The organism is Pseudomonas sp. ADAK2, from assembly GCF_012935755.1.
Taxonomy (GTDB): Bacteria; Pseudomonadota; Gammaproteobacteria; order Pseudomonadales; family Pseudomonadaceae; genus Aquipseudomonas.
Map to the genome: position 1 here is coordinate 1,594,528 of NZ_CP052862.1, position 16,384 is coordinate 1,610,911.

At 60.3% G+C, this 16,384-nt stretch carries 17 protein-coding genes; 14 read left to right on the forward strand and 3 right to left on the reverse strand.

Annotation, left to right across the window (positions count from 1 at the left end; translation table 11 throughout):
- The first annotated feature begins 56 nt into the window (after positions 1 to 56).
- The 8 genes from HKK52_RS07315 (at position 57) to argE (ending at position 6,498) form a co-directional block, all read left to right on the forward strand.
- Positions 57 to 1,034, forward strand: coding sequence for a DMT family transporter (locus tag HKK52_RS07315; protein WP_169370230.1), 978 nt, complete (start codon positions 57 to 59; stop codon positions 1,032 to 1,034).
- A complete protein-coding gene (locus tag HKK52_RS07320) occupies positions 1,031 to 1,501 on the forward strand; it encodes a hypothetical protein (protein WP_169370231.1) in 471 nt (156 codons plus the stop codon). The genes HKK52_RS07315 and HKK52_RS07320 overlap by 4 nt, the downstream gene beginning before the upstream one ends.
- Positions 1,502 to 1,503: 2 nt before the next feature.
- Complete coding sequence (locus HKK52_RS07325; RefSeq protein ID WP_169370232.1) at positions 1,504 to 1,932, forward strand: nuclear transport factor 2 family protein; 429 nt, start codon at positions 1,504 to 1,506, stop codon at positions 1,930 to 1,932.
- A gap of 171 nt (positions 1,933 to 2,103) precedes the next feature.
- Positions 2,104 to 2,535, forward strand: coding sequence for a hypothetical protein (locus HKK52_RS07330; protein ID WP_169370233.1), 432 nt, complete (start codon positions 2,104 to 2,106; stop codon positions 2,533 to 2,535).
- Positions 2,536 to 2,743: 208 nt separating this feature from the next.
- Positions 2,744 to 4,096, forward strand: coding sequence for a flavin-containing monooxygenase (locus HKK52_RS07335; protein ID WP_442962288.1), 1,353 nt, complete (start codon positions 2,744 to 2,746; stop codon positions 4,094 to 4,096).
- Between the two features lie 20 nt (positions 4,097 to 4,116).
- Complete coding sequence (locus tag HKK52_RS07340; protein ID WP_169370235.1) at positions 4,117 to 4,533, forward strand: RidA family protein; 417 nt, start codon at positions 4,117 to 4,119, stop codon at positions 4,531 to 4,533.
- A 142-nt stretch (positions 4,534 to 4,675) separates the two neighbouring features.
- Positions 4,676 to 5,353 (forward strand): DUF1028 domain-containing protein, encoded by a 678-nt coding sequence (locus tag HKK52_RS07345; RefSeq protein ID WP_169370236.1) that lies wholly within the window; start codon positions 4,676 to 4,678, stop codon positions 5,351 to 5,353.
- The gene (gene argE / locus HKK52_RS07350; RefSeq protein ID WP_169370237.1) at positions 5,350 to 6,498 is read left to right on the forward strand and encodes an acetylornithine deacetylase; all 1,149 of its coding nucleotides are present in this window, start codon (positions 5,350 to 5,352) and stop codon (positions 6,496 to 6,498) included. The genes HKK52_RS07345 and argE overlap by 4 nt, the downstream gene beginning before the upstream one ends.
- Before the next feature lie 16 nt (positions 6,499 to 6,514).
- On the opposite strand, the gene HKK52_RS07355 is transcribed toward argE, so the two are convergent.
- Positions 6,515 to 7,426, reverse strand: a complete 912-nt coding sequence (locus tag HKK52_RS07355; RefSeq protein ID WP_169370238.1) for a LysR family transcriptional regulator — start codon at positions 7,424 to 7,426, stop codon at positions 6,515 to 6,517.
- 344 nt (positions 7,427 to 7,770) lie between these two features.
- On the opposite strand from HKK52_RS07355, the gene HKK52_RS07360 reads away from it, so the two are divergent.
- The 4 genes from HKK52_RS07360 (at position 7,771) to yghU (ending at position 11,512) form a co-directional block, all read left to right on the forward strand.
- The gene (locus HKK52_RS07360) at positions 7,771 to 9,186 is read left to right on the forward strand and encodes a purine-cytosine permease family protein (RefSeq protein ID WP_169370239.1); all 1,416 of its coding nucleotides are present in this window, start codon (positions 7,771 to 7,773) and stop codon (positions 9,184 to 9,186) included.
- A 174-nt stretch (positions 9,187 to 9,360) separates the two neighbouring features.
- Positions 9,361 to 9,882 (forward strand): hypothetical protein, encoded by a 522-nt coding sequence (locus tag HKK52_RS07365; protein WP_169370240.1) that lies wholly within the window; start codon positions 9,361 to 9,363, stop codon positions 9,880 to 9,882.
- 47 nt (positions 9,883 to 9,929) lie between these two features.
- Positions 9,930 to 10,601, forward strand: coding sequence for a class I SAM-dependent methyltransferase (locus tag HKK52_RS07370; protein WP_169370241.1), 672 nt, complete (start codon positions 9,930 to 9,932; stop codon positions 10,599 to 10,601).
- A 71-nt stretch (positions 10,602 to 10,672) separates the two neighbouring features.
- Positions 10,673 to 11,512: a glutathione-dependent disulfide-bond oxidoreductase gene (yghU, locus tag HKK52_RS07375; RefSeq protein ID WP_169370242.1), complete on the forward strand. Its 840-nt coding sequence runs from the start codon at positions 10,673 to 10,675 to the stop codon at positions 11,510 to 11,512.
- Here yghU and HKK52_RS07380 read toward each other — a convergent pair.
- A complete protein-coding gene (locus tag HKK52_RS07380) occupies positions 11,509 to 12,195 on the reverse strand; it encodes a TetR/AcrR family transcriptional regulator (RefSeq protein WP_169370243.1) in 687 nt (228 codons plus the stop codon). The two genes, yghU and HKK52_RS07380, sit on opposite strands and share 4 nt — an antisense overlap.
- A gap of 194 nt (positions 12,196 to 12,389) precedes the next feature.
- On the opposite strand from HKK52_RS07380, the gene HKK52_RS07385 reads away from it, so the two are divergent.
- Both HKK52_RS07385 and HKK52_RS07390 read left to right on the forward strand, forming a co-directional pair.
- Positions 12,390 to 13,226 carry an NAD(P)H-binding protein gene (locus HKK52_RS07385; RefSeq protein WP_169370244.1) on the forward strand — a complete coding sequence of 279 codons (837 nt, stop codon included), beginning with the start codon at positions 12,390 to 12,392 and terminating at the stop codon, positions 13,224 to 13,226.
- A gap of 187 nt (positions 13,227 to 13,413) precedes the next feature.
- On the forward strand, positions 13,414 to 15,093 hold the full coding sequence (locus HKK52_RS07390; protein WP_169370245.1) for a thiamine pyrophosphate-binding protein: 1,680 nt from the start codon (positions 13,414 to 13,416) through the stop codon (positions 15,091 to 15,093).
- Positions 15,094 to 15,116: 23 nt separating this feature from the next.
- Here HKK52_RS07390 and HKK52_RS07395 read toward each other — a convergent pair whose 3' ends face one another.
- Positions 15,117 to 16,349, reverse strand: coding sequence for a nucleoside permease (locus tag HKK52_RS07395; RefSeq protein WP_169370246.1), 1,233 nt, complete (start codon positions 16,347 to 16,349; stop codon positions 15,117 to 15,119).
- Positions 16,350 to 16,384 lie beyond the last annotated feature (35 nt).

The window sequence follows — 16,384 nt, forward strand, 5'->3', positions numbered from 1 at the left end:
GTAGCACACCGGCGACGCTGTGCAACATGCACTGAATACCTCGCGGACACCACGCTATGACCTCTGCTCATGCAAACATCTTCATCGGCGTGACCCTGGCCGTGGTTGCAACCCTGAGCTGGGCGCTGAATTTCATAGCGCCCAACGTCACCGGCGCCTACAGCATCTTCGATTTGTTGATCGTTCGGTTTCTGATCGCCGGTGCGCTGGGTGCCGGCCTGGTGGTGCTCTGTCGCGCCCAACTGCGGTTCTTACGTCGCGACCAGCAATTTACTGCCGCAGGCCTGGGGTTGATTGGCTACCTGGGCTACAGCAGTTGTATTGCGGCCGGCGTGATTTTTGGCGGCCCGGTGCTGACACCGGCGTTTATCGGCATCGTGCCGGTGCTCCTGGCACTGCTCGGCAACGCCACGAAAAAAACCATTGAATGGCGCCGATTGTCCCTGCCGCTGGCTTTTTTGACCGGTGGGCTGTTGCTGTCAAACCTCAGCAGCCTCCATCAACCCGCCGCAGACCATGGCTCGTGGCTGCTGGGGCTGGTTTTTTCAATCAGCGCCGTGGCGTTGTGGCTGGCCTTCAGCGTGCTGAACCAAAGGGCCCTGGAAAAACTCCCGGCCAGCGTAACCGGGATCTGGACAGGCCTGATGATGGCGGGCGCCAGCATAGGTACTTTGTGCCTGTTGCCGGTGGTGCAGACACTGGGCTTGCTCAAGCTGCCGAGCCTGGGCTTCAGCGTTTCCGTGGCCGGCCACTTGTACGTCTGGGCCCTGGTGATCGCGGTGATGTCTTCGTTCGCCGGCGCCTGGGCGTGGAATGCCGCGTCCCGGCGCCTGCCCATGGTGTTGTCCGGGCAACTGATCGCGCTGGAATCGCTCTTCGCCAGCGTGCTGGGCTTGTTGTTTCAGGGCCGGTTGCCGACGCTTTTGGAGGCCTCTAGCCTTGCTGCCGTTCTGGTTGGCGTGGTGGTGGCGGTTCATATCATTCTGGTTCCACGCTGGGGCATGATGGCGAAAATCGTCGAGGATGACGGATGACCCAACATCGAATCACCCTGCTCATGCCCGCCAGCGCAGCCGATGCCTTCGAAGCCTTCCACAATCACACGGTGCGCATGCAATGGGACACGCTCTTGTCCCGCGCCGGTGTCGAGGGTGGCGGCATTCGTCCTTATATCGGTGCAATTACCTTCAATGAAGGCCGGGGCTGGAAGCGTTACTTCTCAATGCGCACCCGTTTCGTCAACTTTCAGCCCGGGCAAGTCGCGGCAGCGCTGTTGGTCGAGCCGGAAGGCGTGTTTGCGTGGTGGGCGGCGTCGATGCGTCATCGTGACTTGAGTGACAACAGCTCGGAGTTGATCTACACCTTCAGCGTCCGTTTGCGGCCGCGCTGGCTGGGGTGGTTGCTGGATCCGCTGGTCAATCGTATTTTCGAACATGAAACACGCCAGCGCTTTGCCGCGATGGCGGAGTTTCTACGGACCCAAACAAAAATAAGGAACTGAACATGTCTGAACTGAACCTGCACCCCAAAGCCGCAGCTTCCTTGAAGCAATGGCACGAGATGATCCGCAAGGGTGACTTGCAGGCCTTGCCCGAATTGCTGGACCCGAAAGCCGTGTTCCGCTCGCCCATGGCGCACACGCCTTATCCGGGCGCAGCCGTGGTGGCAATGATTCTGAACACCGTGGTCAATGTCTTCGAGCATTTTGAATACCACCGCGAATTGGCGACAGCGGATGGTTTGAATGTCGTACTCGAGTTCAGCGCACAGGTCGGCGGCAAAGAGCTAAAAGGGATCGACATGATCCGGTTCAATGAAGAAGGGAAAATCGTTGAATTTGAAGTGATGGTCCGCCCATTGAGTGGCTTGCAGGCCTTGGGCGCTGAAATGGGCAGCCGACTGGGTGCTTACCTGGCCGCCAGCAAAGCCTGATCGCGCCTTATCCCCCTGTGGCGAGGGAGCAAGCCCCCTCGCCACAAAGTGTTCCTGCCTGCGCCACCACCGCGGGTCAAAAACGAATTGAACCCCGCACCTCATCGCGTTTCGAAACTTCATAAGCGCTGATCCTTGATCGGGTTGAGCGCCACTGAAGAGGAAACACCGATGAACAGTAGATGCCTGCTTCTGCTTTTGATCGCCAGCCTGAGTCCCGCCTGGGCCATGGCTGAAGGCTGTGACGTGCTGACCCGATCCGGGAGCCCTTCGGTGCCTGCCGTCGAAACCCATAGTTGCTATGAGTACGAAGGCATGCCGGTGAATGCCATCGATTGGTCCTGCAGCAACGAGAGCAAGGACATGCTCAGCAGCACCAAGAAAAAGGTCGAACACTGCGCCGATCATTACCAGGCCACCTGCATCGCCACGTTGACCCAGGAATCCCTGGCCAACCCGCATTCCACCAGCAAGGACAAAAACGCCAAGTCGCTGAACATTCCCGACAATGCCCAGGTGACGACCTATTACTACGGCGTAGAACACTTCGAGCAAGCCAGGATTGATTGCGAGTCGGGTGGCGGTCACTGGAAAGTGAAGTAGTCGATACCCTTAAAAGGTTGAGACAGTCGATGTAGGCGCGTTAAGTGTCGCTGAGTGTTTGTTTGTTCATGGCTCAATCTCTCCCTTCCAGCCTGCTAAAGCCAGGGCCAAACGCTCTGCATCCGTTATTTATGCTCAGTTCCCAGCTTAATAATATTTTACCGATACCGGGGTGAACCCTAGTCTTGAACCCAAGAGATGGCAGGCCATAACCGACCTGACTCCCACTTCGAAGGGTAAAGAGATGACCACTGAAACAATAAAAATAGACACGCTGATCGTTGGCGCCGGTCAGGCTGGCGTGGCCATGAGTGAACACTTGAGCAAACTCGGGGTGCCGCATCTGGTGCTGGAGCGCAATCGGATTGCCGAACGCTGGCGCACCGGGCGTTGGGATTCGTTGGTGGCCAATGGTCCGGCCTGGCACGATCGCTTTCCCGGCATGGAATTCGACGATCTGAGCCCCGACGGCTTCGCCCCGAAAGAGCGGGTAGCCGATTATTTCGAAGCCTACGCCAAGAAGTTCAACGCCCCGGTCCGCACTGGCGTGGACGTGTTGAAGGTCGAGCGCAATGTCGGTCGCCCGGGTTTCACCATTGAAACCTCCGAAGGCGTGATCGAAGCCAACCGCGTGGTGGCTGCCACCGGACCGTTCCAGCGTCCAGTGATCCCGCCGATTGCGCCGAAAGACGCGCCGTTCACCCAGATCCATTCCGCCGAATACCGCAACCCTCAGCAACTGCCCGAAGGCGCTGTGCTGGTGGTGGGCGCCGGGTCGTCGGGGGTGCAGATCGCCGATGAATTACAGGGCGCCGGCAAGAAGGTTTACCTCTCGGTGGGTGCGCACGACCGCCCTCCTCGCGCCTATCGCAACCGGGATTTCTGCTGGTGGCTGGGCGTACTCGGCGAATGGGATCAAGCGGCGATGAAGCCGGGTCGCGAGCACGTGACCATTGCGGTCAGCGGCGCCCATGGTGGTCGCACCGTGGATTTCCGTGGCCTGGCCCATCGCGGCATGACCCTGGTCGGCCTGACCCAGTCGTTCAATGGCGCCGTGGCGACCTTCCAGCCCAACCTGGCGGACAACCTGGCGCGCGGCGATGAAAACTACAAGGCGCTGCTCGATGCCGCCGACGCCTACATCGAGCGCAATGGCCTGGACCTGCCGGAAGAACCTGAAGCTCGGCATACCTTCCCGGACCCGGATTGTGTGAGTAACCCGGTTCTTGAGCTCGATCTGGCTAAGGCCGGCGTCACTTCGATCATCTGGGCTACCGGTTTTGCCACGGATTACAGCTGGCTGAAGGTCAACGCCTTCGACGACAACGGCAAGCCGCAGCATCAGCGTGGCGTATCGAGCGAGCCCGGCGTGTATTTCCTCGGCTTGCCCTGGCAGTCCCGTCGCGGCTCGTCGTTTATCTGGGGTGTCTGGCATGACGCCAAGTACGTCGCCGATCACATCGCCATCCAGCGTTCGTACCTCGACTACCGCGATGCCGACCAGCGTGAAGCCGAAGCCGAAGCCGCCCAGGTCGCCCACAAAACCATCGTCAGCGCTTAATTCTTGTTCAGGAGCTTCACATGTCCACGCCAACCCACACCCGTATTCGCATGTTCAACACCAAGGAAACCTACCCGAACCAGAGCCTGGACAATGACCTGTGCCAAGCGGTCCGCGCGGGCAACACGGTCTATGTTCGCGGCCAGGTCGGCACCGATTTCGATGGCAAGCTGGTGGGCCTTGGCGACCCGCGTGCACAGGCCGAACAGGCCATGCGCAACGTCAAACAGCTGCTGGAAGAAGCCGGTAGCGACCTGAGCCACATTGTCAAAACCACGACCTACCTGATTGATCCGCGTTACCGCGAGCCGGTGTATCAGGAAGTCGGCAAGTGGCTCAAAGGGGTGTTTCCGATTTCGACCGGGTTGGTGGTGTCGGCGTTGGGGCAACCGCAGTGGTTGATGGAGATTGATGTGATTGCAGTGATTCCCGAGTAAGCGCAGGTCGACCGAGGCGCGGCCTTCGCGGGCAAGCCTCGCTCCTACAGGGGAACGCTTTCCAAATGTAGGAGCGAGGCTTGCCCGCGAAGGCGTCCGCCCAAACAACACTTTCTCCAAGGCCAGACAAGGAGCAAAACCCATGACCTTCTCCATCACCGCCCGCTGCCCCGACACCGGCCAGCTCGGCATTGCCATCAGTTCCTCCAGCATCGCCGTCGGCGCCCGCTGCCCGTGGCTGCAGCCCGGCGTCGGCGCGGTCTCGACGCAAAACATCACCCTGCCATCCCTCGGCCCGGAAACCCTCGCGCTCATGGAGCAAGGCCTCGCGCCCGCGGATGCGCTGGACAAAGTCCTGACCCGCAACGGCTACAGCCAATATCGCCAGGTCACCGCGATTGACCACCTCGGCCGCACCGCGCATTTCAGTGGTTCGGAAACCCTCGGCACCCACAACGCCGTATCCGGCGAACAATGCGTGGCGGCCGGCAATATGCTGGCGGATCGTTCGGTGATCGAGGCCATGGTCCGCGCCTTCGAGCAAGGTGAAGGTCAGTTGGCTGATCGCTTGCTGGCAGCGATGAAAGCGGCCATCGCGGCAGGTGGTGAAGCCGGGCCGGTGCATTCGGCGGCGATGGTGGTGGTCGGCGAGTTGACCTGGCCGATCGTCAACCTGCGGGTGGACTGGGCCGATGAAGACCCGATTGGCCAACTTGAAAAACTCTGGGACGCCTATCGCCCGCAGCTTCAGGACTACATCGACCGCGCTCTTGCGCCCGACAGATCCCCTGGCTACGGCGTCGCCGGAGACGACCGATGAGCACCAGCCGCGATTTGCTTGAAACGTTGGTGGCGTTCGACACCACGAGCCGCGAATCCAACCTGCACTTGATCGAGTTTGTCCGCGACTACCTCGCCCGCTTCGAGGTGCCGTGCGAGTTGGTCTACAACGACGAGCGCAGCAAGGCCAACCTCTTCGCGACCATCGGCCCGGCGGATGTGCCGGGCATCGTGCTGTCGGGGCACACCGATGTGGTGCCCGTCGACGGCCAGCCGTGGACCGTGGCGCCCTTCGAACTCACCGAGCGCGACGGCAAGCTGTACGGCCGCGGCACGGCGGACATGAAAGGCTACATCGCCTGCGTGCTCACGTTGGTGCCGTCGCTGGTGAAGGCCACGTTGCAGCGGCCGGTGCACATCGCGCTTTCGTACGATGAAGAAGTCGGCTGCCTTGGCGTGCGCTCGCTGCTCAAAGCGCTGGAACAGCGCCCGGTCAAACCGATGCTGTGCATCATTGGCGAGCCGACCGAGCTCAAACCGGTGTTGGGTCATAAGGGCAAACTGGCAATGCGCTGCGACATTCATGGCGAAGCCTGCCATTCGGCGTACGCGCCGCTAGGGGTCAATGCGATTGAATACGCCGCTGAATTGATCGGTGAACTGGGGCGGATTGGCCAGCGGCTCAAGGCGCCGGAGCATCACGATGCGCGGTTTGATCCGCCGTTCAGCACGGTGCAAACCGGGGTGATTTCCGGTGGCAAGGCGTTGAACATCGTCCCGGCCGATTGCCGTTTCGATTTTGAAGTCCGCGCACTGCCCTCGTTTGATCCAAACGATGTGGCGCAGGAACTGAAGACTTATGCCGAGCAACAGGTCTTGCCACGCATGCGCGCCGTGAGCGAGCACAGCGCCATCCGCTTCAGTGAGTTGTCGGCCTATCCCGGTCTGGCAACCGATGCGCACAGCGAAGCGGCTGAACTGATCGCCGCCTTCTCGGGTTCACGGGAATTCGGGACGGTGGCATTCGGCACCGAGGGCGGGCTGTTTGATGCGGTAGGCATTCCAACGGTGGTCTGCGGTCCAGGCAGCATGGATCAAGGTCACAAGCCGGACGAGTTTGTCAGCGTTGAACAATTGCACGGCTGCGATGCCCTGCTGCAACGGATGTTGCTGTCGATTTGCTGAGTGTCGGGCCCGACCGTCAGGTATAGAGTCGGGCCAATTCTTCCTGGCAATAATCCACGAACAACTGCACCGGCTTGGTCAGTTGCGACCTTCTGAGCCACGCCGCCGACAACCCCGAGCCCGTCACCGTTTCCGCGAGCGGGATGCACACCAGTTGTTGCCCGTCATAGGTGTACGGCGAAAACGGTTTGGTCACCAGAATCGAAAAACCAAAACCGCGCCCGACCATGCCCCGCACCATCTCGATCGAAGGCGAGCTGAAAACGATGTGCGGGGTCAGCCCGCGCTCTTCGAAAATGCTCACGAAGTAGGTTCGGCTCGGCACCACGTCGAGCAAAATCATCGGCTCCAGCACCAGGTCGTCCAGCGACACTTTTGCCTGTTGTGCGAAGCGGTGGTCCGCCGGCAGCAAGGCGTAAGGCTGTTGCGGCGGCATCAGGGAAACGGTCTCGATCGTGCTGTCCAGATCGTGCTCGAACAGCATCGCCAGGTCGATGCTGCCGGCGGTCAGGGCCTGCACCAACTCTTGCTGCTCGCCATCGCGAATGCGGATCTCCACCCCCGGCCAGCGCTCCTTGAACCCGGCGATCAAGCGTGGCAGGTACAGCGGCGCCACGGTTTCAAAGCAGCCGATATCGATCTGCCCGGCCACCACGTCATTGTCCGCCAGCGCGTTCTGCTCAAACTCGTGCGCGACCCGCAACAGCTCCAGCGCCTTGCGGTAAAACCGCGAGCCACTGGGCGTCAGCGAAACACCCTGGGCGTGATGGCGGATAAACAGCTGCACGCCGAAGCTTTCTTCCAGGTGTTTGATCGCCGTCGACACCGACGGCTGGGCGATATACAGCTTGCGCGAAGCTTCCGCCACGCTGCCGCACTCGGCGGTGGTGACGAAATAGCGCAGCTGGCGCAGGTTGTAAGCGGCCATGCGGACCTCCAGAAAAACACACACCACACACGCCCTGTAGGAGCGAGGCTTGCCCGCGAAAGCGGTGTGTCAGTCGACAAGAATGTTGAATGTCAGACCGTCTTCGCGGGCAAGCCTCGCTCCTACAGGTTCAGCATCGGCCGGATCTGAAACCAGACACACCGCACCCAGAACATACCGGACCCACCCAAACCCCGGGCATATATTTTTTAAGGTTTAAGGCAACAAACTTACTAATTTATCTATCCCGGTGCATTGCACATCATCACTCCAACAAGAAAAGCGTCGCCCACGCGGCGCTCACCGAAGTACGTCCACGTACTCACTTTGCCTTGGAGTTCGTCATGGTCACCTCTGCAACAACCTCCGCCCCGCTGATCGAGAAACACACGATCGGCTACGTTCCCCCGGAAGATCGCCATGGAAAGGTCCGGGACCTGTTCACCCTCTGGTTTGGCGGCAACATCGCGCCGCTGCCCATCGTCACCGGCGCCCTCGGTGTGCAACTGTTCCACCTGAACCTGGTGTGGGGCATCGTCGCCATTCTGGTCGGGCATCTGGTCGGCGGCGTATTGATGGCGCTGCACTCAGCGCAAGGCCCGCAGATGGGCATCCCGCAGATGATCCAGAGCCGCGCCCAATTCGGCTCCCTCGGTGCGCTGCTGGTGGTGCTGATCGCCGGGGTCATGTACATCGGCTTCTTCGCCTCCAACATCGTCCTCGCCGGCAAGTCCCTGCACGGCGTGGTCGACAGCGTGCCGGTACCGGTGGGCATCGTTATCGGCGCCCTCGGTTCGGGCATCATCGGCATCATCGGCTACCGCTTCATCCACGTGCTCAACCGCATCGGCACCTGGGTGCTCGGTGCCGGCATCGTGCTCGGCTTCGGCTACATCTTCACCCACGTGCAAACCACCGACTTCCTCACCCGCGGCAGCTTCAACATCTCCGGCTGGCTGGCCACCGTATCGCTGGCCGCACTTTGGCAGATCGCCTTCGCACCGTACGTCTCCGACTACTCGCGCTACCTGCCGGCGGACGTCCCCGTCGCCTCTACGTTCTGGACCACCTATCTGGGCACCGTGCTCGGCTCCAGCCTCTCGTTCATCTTCGGCGCGGTCGCCGTCCTCGCCACACCCGTGGGCATGGACACCATGGACGCGGTCAAACTCGCCACCGGCTCCATCGGCCCATTGATGCTGGTGCTGTTCCTGCTCAGCGTCATCAGCCACAACGCCCTCAACCTCTACGGCGCCGTGCTGTCGCTGATCACCCTGATCCAAACCTTCGCCTACCGCTGGATCCCCACCGCCAAGAGCCGCGCCGTGCTCTCGATCATCGTCCTCGGCGCCTGCTGCTTCGCCGCCGTCGGTGCCTCGGCGGACTTCATCGGCCACTTCGTCGACATGGTGCTGGTACTGCTGGTGGTCCTGGTGCCGTGGACCGCGATCAACCTGATCGACTTCTACGCGATCCACAAAGGTCAGTACGACATCGACTCGATCTTCCACGTCGATGGCGGGATCTATGGCCGCTACAACCCGCAGGCACTGTTGGCTTATGTGATCGGGATCATCGTGCAGATTCCATTCATGAACACACCGCTGTACGTCGGGCCGATTTCCGAGCACATCAATGGCGCGGACTTGTCCTGGGTGGTGGGGTTGCTGGTGACTTCGCCGTTGTATTTCTGGTTGGCGAGTCGGGACAGTGCCTACAAGCGTCGGTTGTCGACGGGAAAACTGGCTACCGGCGTGTAAGGGATAGCGCGTCTTTCATACGTAAAAAAAACCCGCACTGAGTTGCGGGTTTTTGCTGTGTTTTTTGCCCTGCTGACTGGACCTTCACAAGATCAAGTACCATAAGGCCATCATTCAATAACACCCGGCCTCTGAAGTTTTCAGGGACGTCCGCCGGTATCAAAGGAGCGGTTGATGTACAGCAATGGCAAGTCTGGTTTGTGCGCGTTACTGGCTGGAGCAGTACTGCTCAGTGGTTGTACTTCAATTTTTCAGGGCAAGCCGTACGACTTTCCCAAGCCGGATGAACCCTCGGCCACGGTTCGCCTGAAATACACACGCGGGACCAGCCTGGACGCCATAACCTTCAATGAAAAGGGTTGCTATGCGGGGGGTTCGTCATTGAATGCCCTGGCCGATGACTTCATCGAATCGCAGGTGGCCGTGGGTAAGGAGTTGGTATTGACGTACGAGAACGTCGTCGCAGGAACGATATGCCGGATACCCTTCTCCTTCACCCCTCAGGCAGGCGCTATTTACACCGTGCAAGCAGGCGCCTGGAGTGAGTCCAAGCCAGGCCTTCTGCCAATCTTCACCAATGACCAATATCACTGCGGAATTAACGTCGTCAAAAAAGCCGGGACTCAAGAGAGCGTCGAACCTATACAACAGCTGCGCATCAAGACAGGTTTTGCGTGCCTCAGGTTCGTCAAATAGAGCGCTTGTCCTATCCTTCCATCCACCCCCCGACTCCGGAGATCGAAATGCCCAGCCCCGAATCCACCCTTCTCCAGAGCTGGCACCACAACGCCCAGTCCTGGATCGAAGCCATCCGCAACGGCACGCTCGAAAGCCGTGTCCAGGTCACCGACCAGGCTATCCTGCTGGCGATACTCGGCCGGCAACCCGAGCGCGTGCTTGATCTGGGCTGCGGCGAAGGCTGGCTGTTGCGGGCCCTGGCGAAACGGGGCATCGAGGCGGTCGGGGTGGATGGCGATGGGACGCTGGTTGAGGCGGCGCGGGCGGCGGGGTCTGAGCCGGTGCAGGTGGCAAGCTATAAACAGTTGGTCGAGGCGCAGGTGGACATCGGCAGTGGCTATGATTTGATCTGCGCCAACTTCGCCCTGCTGCATCAGGACATCATTCCGCTGCTCGCCGCGATGAACGCCCTGCTCGCCCCGGGCGGCGCGCTGGTGATCCAGACCCTGCATCCGTGGGCGGTGGCGGCGGGCGATTATCAGGATGGCTGGCGGGAAGAGACCTTTGCCGGGTTCAAGGGGCAATGGCAACCCATGCCGTGGTACTTTCGCACGTTGTCCAGTTGGCTCAATGCGCTGGACATGGCCGGGTTTCGGCTGGCCGGCCTGCAGGAGCCGCAGCACCCGCAAAGCCCTGTGCCGCAGTCGTTGCTGTTGGTGGCCGAACAACGGGGATGATGCTTGTCCCCACGAACTGTCCATCCGCGGTCCACGTGATCACGGCAAGCACACTAGATAAGGTTCGTCTCATGAGCAAAGCGTCCTACGTTCCGCCCAAGGTCTGGAAAAATAACGCGCCGTCCGGGGGCCAATTCGCCAGCATCAACCGCCCGACTGCCGGGCCGACCCATGACAAGGCGTTACCCCTAGGCAAGCATCCGTTGCAGCTGTATTCGCTGGCCACGCCCAATGGCGTGAAGGTGACCATCCTGCTCGAAGAACTGCTGGCGCTGGGGCATACCGACGCCGAGTACGACGCCTGGCTGATCCGCATCGGCGAAGGTGACCAGTTCTCCAGCGGCTTTGTCGAGATCAACCCGAACTCGAAGATCCCCGCATTGCTGGACCGCAGCGTTGAACCCGCCATCCGAGTGTTCGAGTCCGGTTCGATCCTGCTGTACCTGGCGGAAAAGTTCGGCGCCTTTCTGCCGACTGATCCGGCCGGACGCACCGAAACCCTCAACTGGCTGTTCTGGCAAATGGGTGCTGCGCCCTACCTGGGCGGTGGTTTCGGGCATTTCTACGCCTACGCGCCGGATAAGCTCGAGTACCCGATCAACCGCTTCACCATGGAAGCCAAGCGTCAGCTGGATGTCCTCGATCGTCGTCTTGGTGAAAGCCCCTACCTGGCCGGTGACACCTATACCATCGCCGATATTGCGGTCTGGCCCTGGTACGGCCAACTGGTGCGGGACAACGTGTACTCGGCGGCCGAGTTTCTGTCGGCGCACGAATACACCCATGTGCAGCGCTGGGCCGAGGAGATTGCCAATCGGCCTGCGGTCATCCGTGGGCAACGCGTCAACCGGACGTGGGGCGACGAGGCGAGCCAGGTGCCTGAGCGGCACCAGGCCGATGATCTGGCTTAGCTGATTTCGTCGGCGGCTGGATCAGACTCACTCGATCCGGCCCCCGGCGCCATGATTTCGCGCAATGACATGGATTTGAAAGCCTCGACCAGGCCACGTCCCTCCTCCGGGGAACATGAAACGGCCAGGCGCATGGTCGCCTCCCCGAGATGCCAGATCAGGAACGCCGATTCCCGGACCTGCCGCGCATCGCTATCGGGAAACACCCGCAGCATCGCATCGCTCAATAAACCGCCCGCCACGCGACTCTCCTGCAACTCCAGCGCCATGAGCTGTTTGTCCGCCTGCATCCCGGACCAGATATCACGCATGGCCGGTGTCGCCAGAACGATTTCGTAATACAGATCGAGCAGCTCGGAATACGCCGTTCGCAATCCTTGCGCGTCCTCGACGGCAACCAGCGCCTCTTCGATACAGCGACGGCTTTCAACGTTGTAGCGCTCGGCCAACGTGCGAATCACCGAGCTCTTGTCCGGAAAGTACTGATACAGCGAGCCGATCGAGATCTCTGAACGCTCGGCAATCTCACTCATCTTGACCTGGTCACTGCCCTTGCTCGCGATCAAATCAGTGGCGACGGCGAGAATCCGCTCCTGGCGCTCGCGGCTGCGCTGCTGCGTGGGAGTGCGCCGCGTCGGCTCTGCGACAGGCGGTTCGACGGCTTCGAGGGTTTTCTTGGGCACTGGGGTAAATCTCCCGGACGAGAACATGACATAGGCTCACTTTAGCATCGGACCGATACATGGACACCACAGCTCCTACAGGGGTATTTGCCGTACGTCGGGCTTGGCAATTCTGCCCGTTGACAGCAAAACATGAGGGTCTATCATCTTTTTAACGTGAGTATCACTCACATTAACCCGAGGGAGATGAAACGATGAAAAACCAACAAGAAACCATCCTGATTCTCGGTGCCACCGGCAAAACCGGACGGCGAATTGCCCTGCGTCTGCAAGCTGCCGGGCGGCCCGTTCGCCTGGGTTCACGGGCGGCGAGTCCCGCCTTCGACTGGGAAGATCGAAGCACTTGGGCAGCGGCGCTGGATGGCATTCACGCGGTGTACATTTCATTCCAACCCGACCTCGCCGTCCCGGGTGCGCTCGAAACGGTTAAGGCCTTCACCGATCAAGCGGTCAACAGCGGCGTCAGTAAACTGGTGTTGCTGTCCGGGCGCGGTGAGGTCGAAGCTGAACAGGCCGAACAAGTCATACAGAACAGCGGCGTCGACTGGACGATCCTGCGCGCCAGTTGGTTTTTCCAGAATTTCAGCGAAGCGCACTTCCTCGAACCCATCCAGCAAGGGGCGCTCGTCCTGCCCGTGGGCACTATCGCCGAGCCTTTCATCGACGCCGAAGACATTGCCGAAATCGCCGTCGCGGCGCTGACCCAACCCGGACACTCACGCCAACTCTATGAACTGACCGGCCCACGCGCGCTGACGTTTGCCGAAGCCGTCGAGGAAATCGCCCGTGAGACCCAGCGTGAAATTCAGTTCGCCTCAGTCCCGGCGGACGATTATCGCCAAGCGTTGGAACAGGCAGAGCTTCCAGCGGAAGTGATCGACCTGGTGCTGTATCTCTTCACCACCGTGCTCGATGGCCGCAACACGCCGGTAGCCGATGGCGTGCAGCGGGCGTTGGGCCGGCCGGCGCGGGACTTTGGCGATTATGTCCGGCGCACGGCGGCAACCGGGGTTTGGGCCAGCGAAGGATAACGTCCCATTATTCAGTCCGACTTCAATAGCTGAGGGAATGAAGTGCTGAGCAATCATCGTTTGTCCCCCCACGCGATGATGCTCAGAATCGGGCGCAGACGTTACCCGTTGCTCTTCCATTTGAACGCGTCAGAACCGCCGGAAAGTGAGCCCTTTTCCTCTTCACCATTCGCCTCAGGAGATCACAATGAATAAAACCATTTCTCGTCGTAGCGGAGGTCAGATATTGGTGGATGCCTTGCGCATTCATGGCGTCAAAAGGGCTTTTTGTGTTCCAGGAGAAAGCTACCTGGCGGTTCTCGACGCATTGCATGACGTGCAAGAAGACATCGACCTGATCGTCTGCCGCCAGGAAGGCGGGGCGGCCTATATGGCGGAGGCCTACGGCAAGCTCACTGGCGAGCCGGGCATCTGCTTCGTGACTCGCGGCCCAGGGGCAACCAACGCCGCGGTTGGCGTCCACACTGCCTTCCAGGACTCGACACCGATGATCCTTTTCATTGGCCAGGTCGCTCGCGATCAGCAGTATCGCGAAGCGTTTCAGGAAGTTGATTTTCGCCAGATGTTTGGCCCCTTGGCGAAGTGGGTCGTACAAATCGACGACCCCCGAAGAATTCCCGAACTCGTAAGCCAGGCGTTTCACCGAGCGGTCAATGGCAGGCCGGGGCCGGTCGTGGTCGCACTGCCAGAAGACGTGCTGACCGAAATGGCGGAGGTCAGTGATGCCGGTGCGTTCAAACGGGTGTTGATGACGCCCGCAGCCGAGCAAATGGCGGCCATGCAGCACCTGCTTGAGCAATCGGAACGTCCATTGATGGTGTTGGGCGGCAGCGGCTGGGATGCCGAGTCCGTGCAGGACATTCGCCTTTTTGCAGAACAGCAACATCTCCCGGTGGCCGCCTCCTTTCGTTGTCAGGACCTGTTCGATAATCGACACCCCAACTATGCCGGCGATCTTGGCTTCGCGGCGTCCGCACAGTTGTCGTCAGCCGTGAAAGAGGCTGACCTGCTCCTGGTCGTCGGCTCGCGAATGGGGGAAGTTTCGACGGGCGGGTACGCGGCCCTGGATATTCCCGTCCCCAGGCAAACCCTGATTCATATTCACCAAGGCATTGAAGAGCTGGGACGGGTCTACCAGCCTGCGCTGGCGATCAACAGCAGCATGTCGTGTTTCGCGAAAGCCGCCGCAGGACTGGCGCCCGCAAGCCCGCAAAAAACCAGTGAGTGGACGCGCGCGCTGAATCAGCATTATCTGCAAAACCTGGAACACACACCCTCCCCTGGCCCAGTGCAAATGGCCGACATCATTGAGTGGTTAAATCGCCGGCTCCCGGATGACGCGATCCTGACCAATGGCGCTGGCAACTACGCCGTCTGGCTTCAGCGTTTCTATCAGTTCCGCCATTACCGCACCCAGTTAGGCCCCACCAACGGCTCCATGGGTTACGGCGTGCCGGCTGCCGTGGCCGCCAAACTGACCTGCCCGGATCGCGTGGTGGTTTCGTTTTCCGGGGATGGCTGCTTCTTGATGAATGGTCAGGAGCTCGCCACCGCCGCGCAATACGGGGCCCATGTGATTTTCGTGGTGGTCAACAACGGCATGTACGGAACCATCAGAATGCACCAGGAACGCAATTACCCTGGGCGCGTGTCCGGTACGCAATTGCACAACCCGGATTTCGCTGCACTGGCCCAAGCCTATGGATTGCATGGCGAAGTGGTCGCCGAGACCTCCGACTTTGCGCCCGCCTTTGAGCGCTGCCTGACCATGTCCCGGCCATCGTTGATTGAAGTCAGAGTCGACCCCGAAGCATTGACCCCTCGACTCAGCCTGACGCAGATCAGAGAGCAATCAAGCAAACAGTGAGCGGCCATTTCCAGGGGCGATCGTCAAACGGTCGACTGCACAGCCACCGCTTGCCGCCCCTTGAAGGCCAGTGAAAAACAGAAAAAGATCGCCAACGCAAACCCTGCCGGGAACAGCCAGATGCTTGTCCAGTCATGGCTGCTGGCCGAGGCGTAGTGGTCGGTCACCTGCCCTGCGACCCAGAAGCCGATCAACATGCCCAGGCCGTAGGTCGCCAGGGTAATCAGGCCTTGAGCGGAACTTCTGAAGCGTTCCGAGGCTTTGGCGTCGGTGTAGATCTGGCCCGAGACGAAGAAGAAGTCATAGCAGATGCCGTGCAGGGCGATGCCGGTGAACAGCATGAAGGCCAGGTCGCCATTGTTGCCGTAGGCGAACAGCAGGTAGCGCAAGGCCCAGGCCAACATCCCCACCAGCAGCGCGATCTTGATGCCGAAGCGATGAATGAACAGCGGCAACAGGAGCATGAACAGCACTTCGGAAACCTGCCCGATGGCCATTTTCGCCGTAGGGTTGGTGACGCCAATTTCTGCCAGGAACGGATTGGCATTCTGGTAATAAAACGCCAGCGGAATGCAGATCAAAATGGAGGCGATAAAGAACACAAGGTAGCTGCGATCTTTCAGCAAACCCAAGGCATCCAGCCCGAGCATTTGCTTGAGGCCGCCACTGCCCGCTTCAGGCTTCAGGGGTGCGGTGCGCGGCAAGGTAAAGCTGTAGAGCCCGAGCACAAGCGACGCGATCGCCGACATCAAAAAGGTATTGCGCAACCCGCCGGAGGAAATGGCGGCCTGGGAGTCCCAGGCGAAGACAAAACTGATCACCACGCCCGCCACGATCCAGCCAATGGTGCCCCACACGCGGATGCGGGAAAACTCCAGGGCCGGGTCGCTCATCTGCCGGAACGCGACTGAATTGACCAGTGCCAGGGTCGGCATGTAGATCATCATGTAGGCCAGCACATACGGGTAAAACGTACTGAAGTCCGGGGCGCGATAGAGCTGGTACAGCAACACGGCGCCGATCAGGTGCAACACGGCGAGGATGCGCTCGGCATTGAAGAATCGGTCAGCGATCAACCCAATCACAAACGGCGCGATGATCGCGCCCCAGGATTGGGTCGAGAACGCCATGCCGATCTGCCCGCCGCTGGCGCCCAGGTTACTGGCCAGGAACGTACCGAGGGTGACGAACCAGCCACCCCAGATAAAAAATTGCAGGAACATCATGGCGCTCAATCGCGCGGTCATCGTGGTCATAACTGTCACCTTCTTATTGTTTTTCTTGTTGGAGA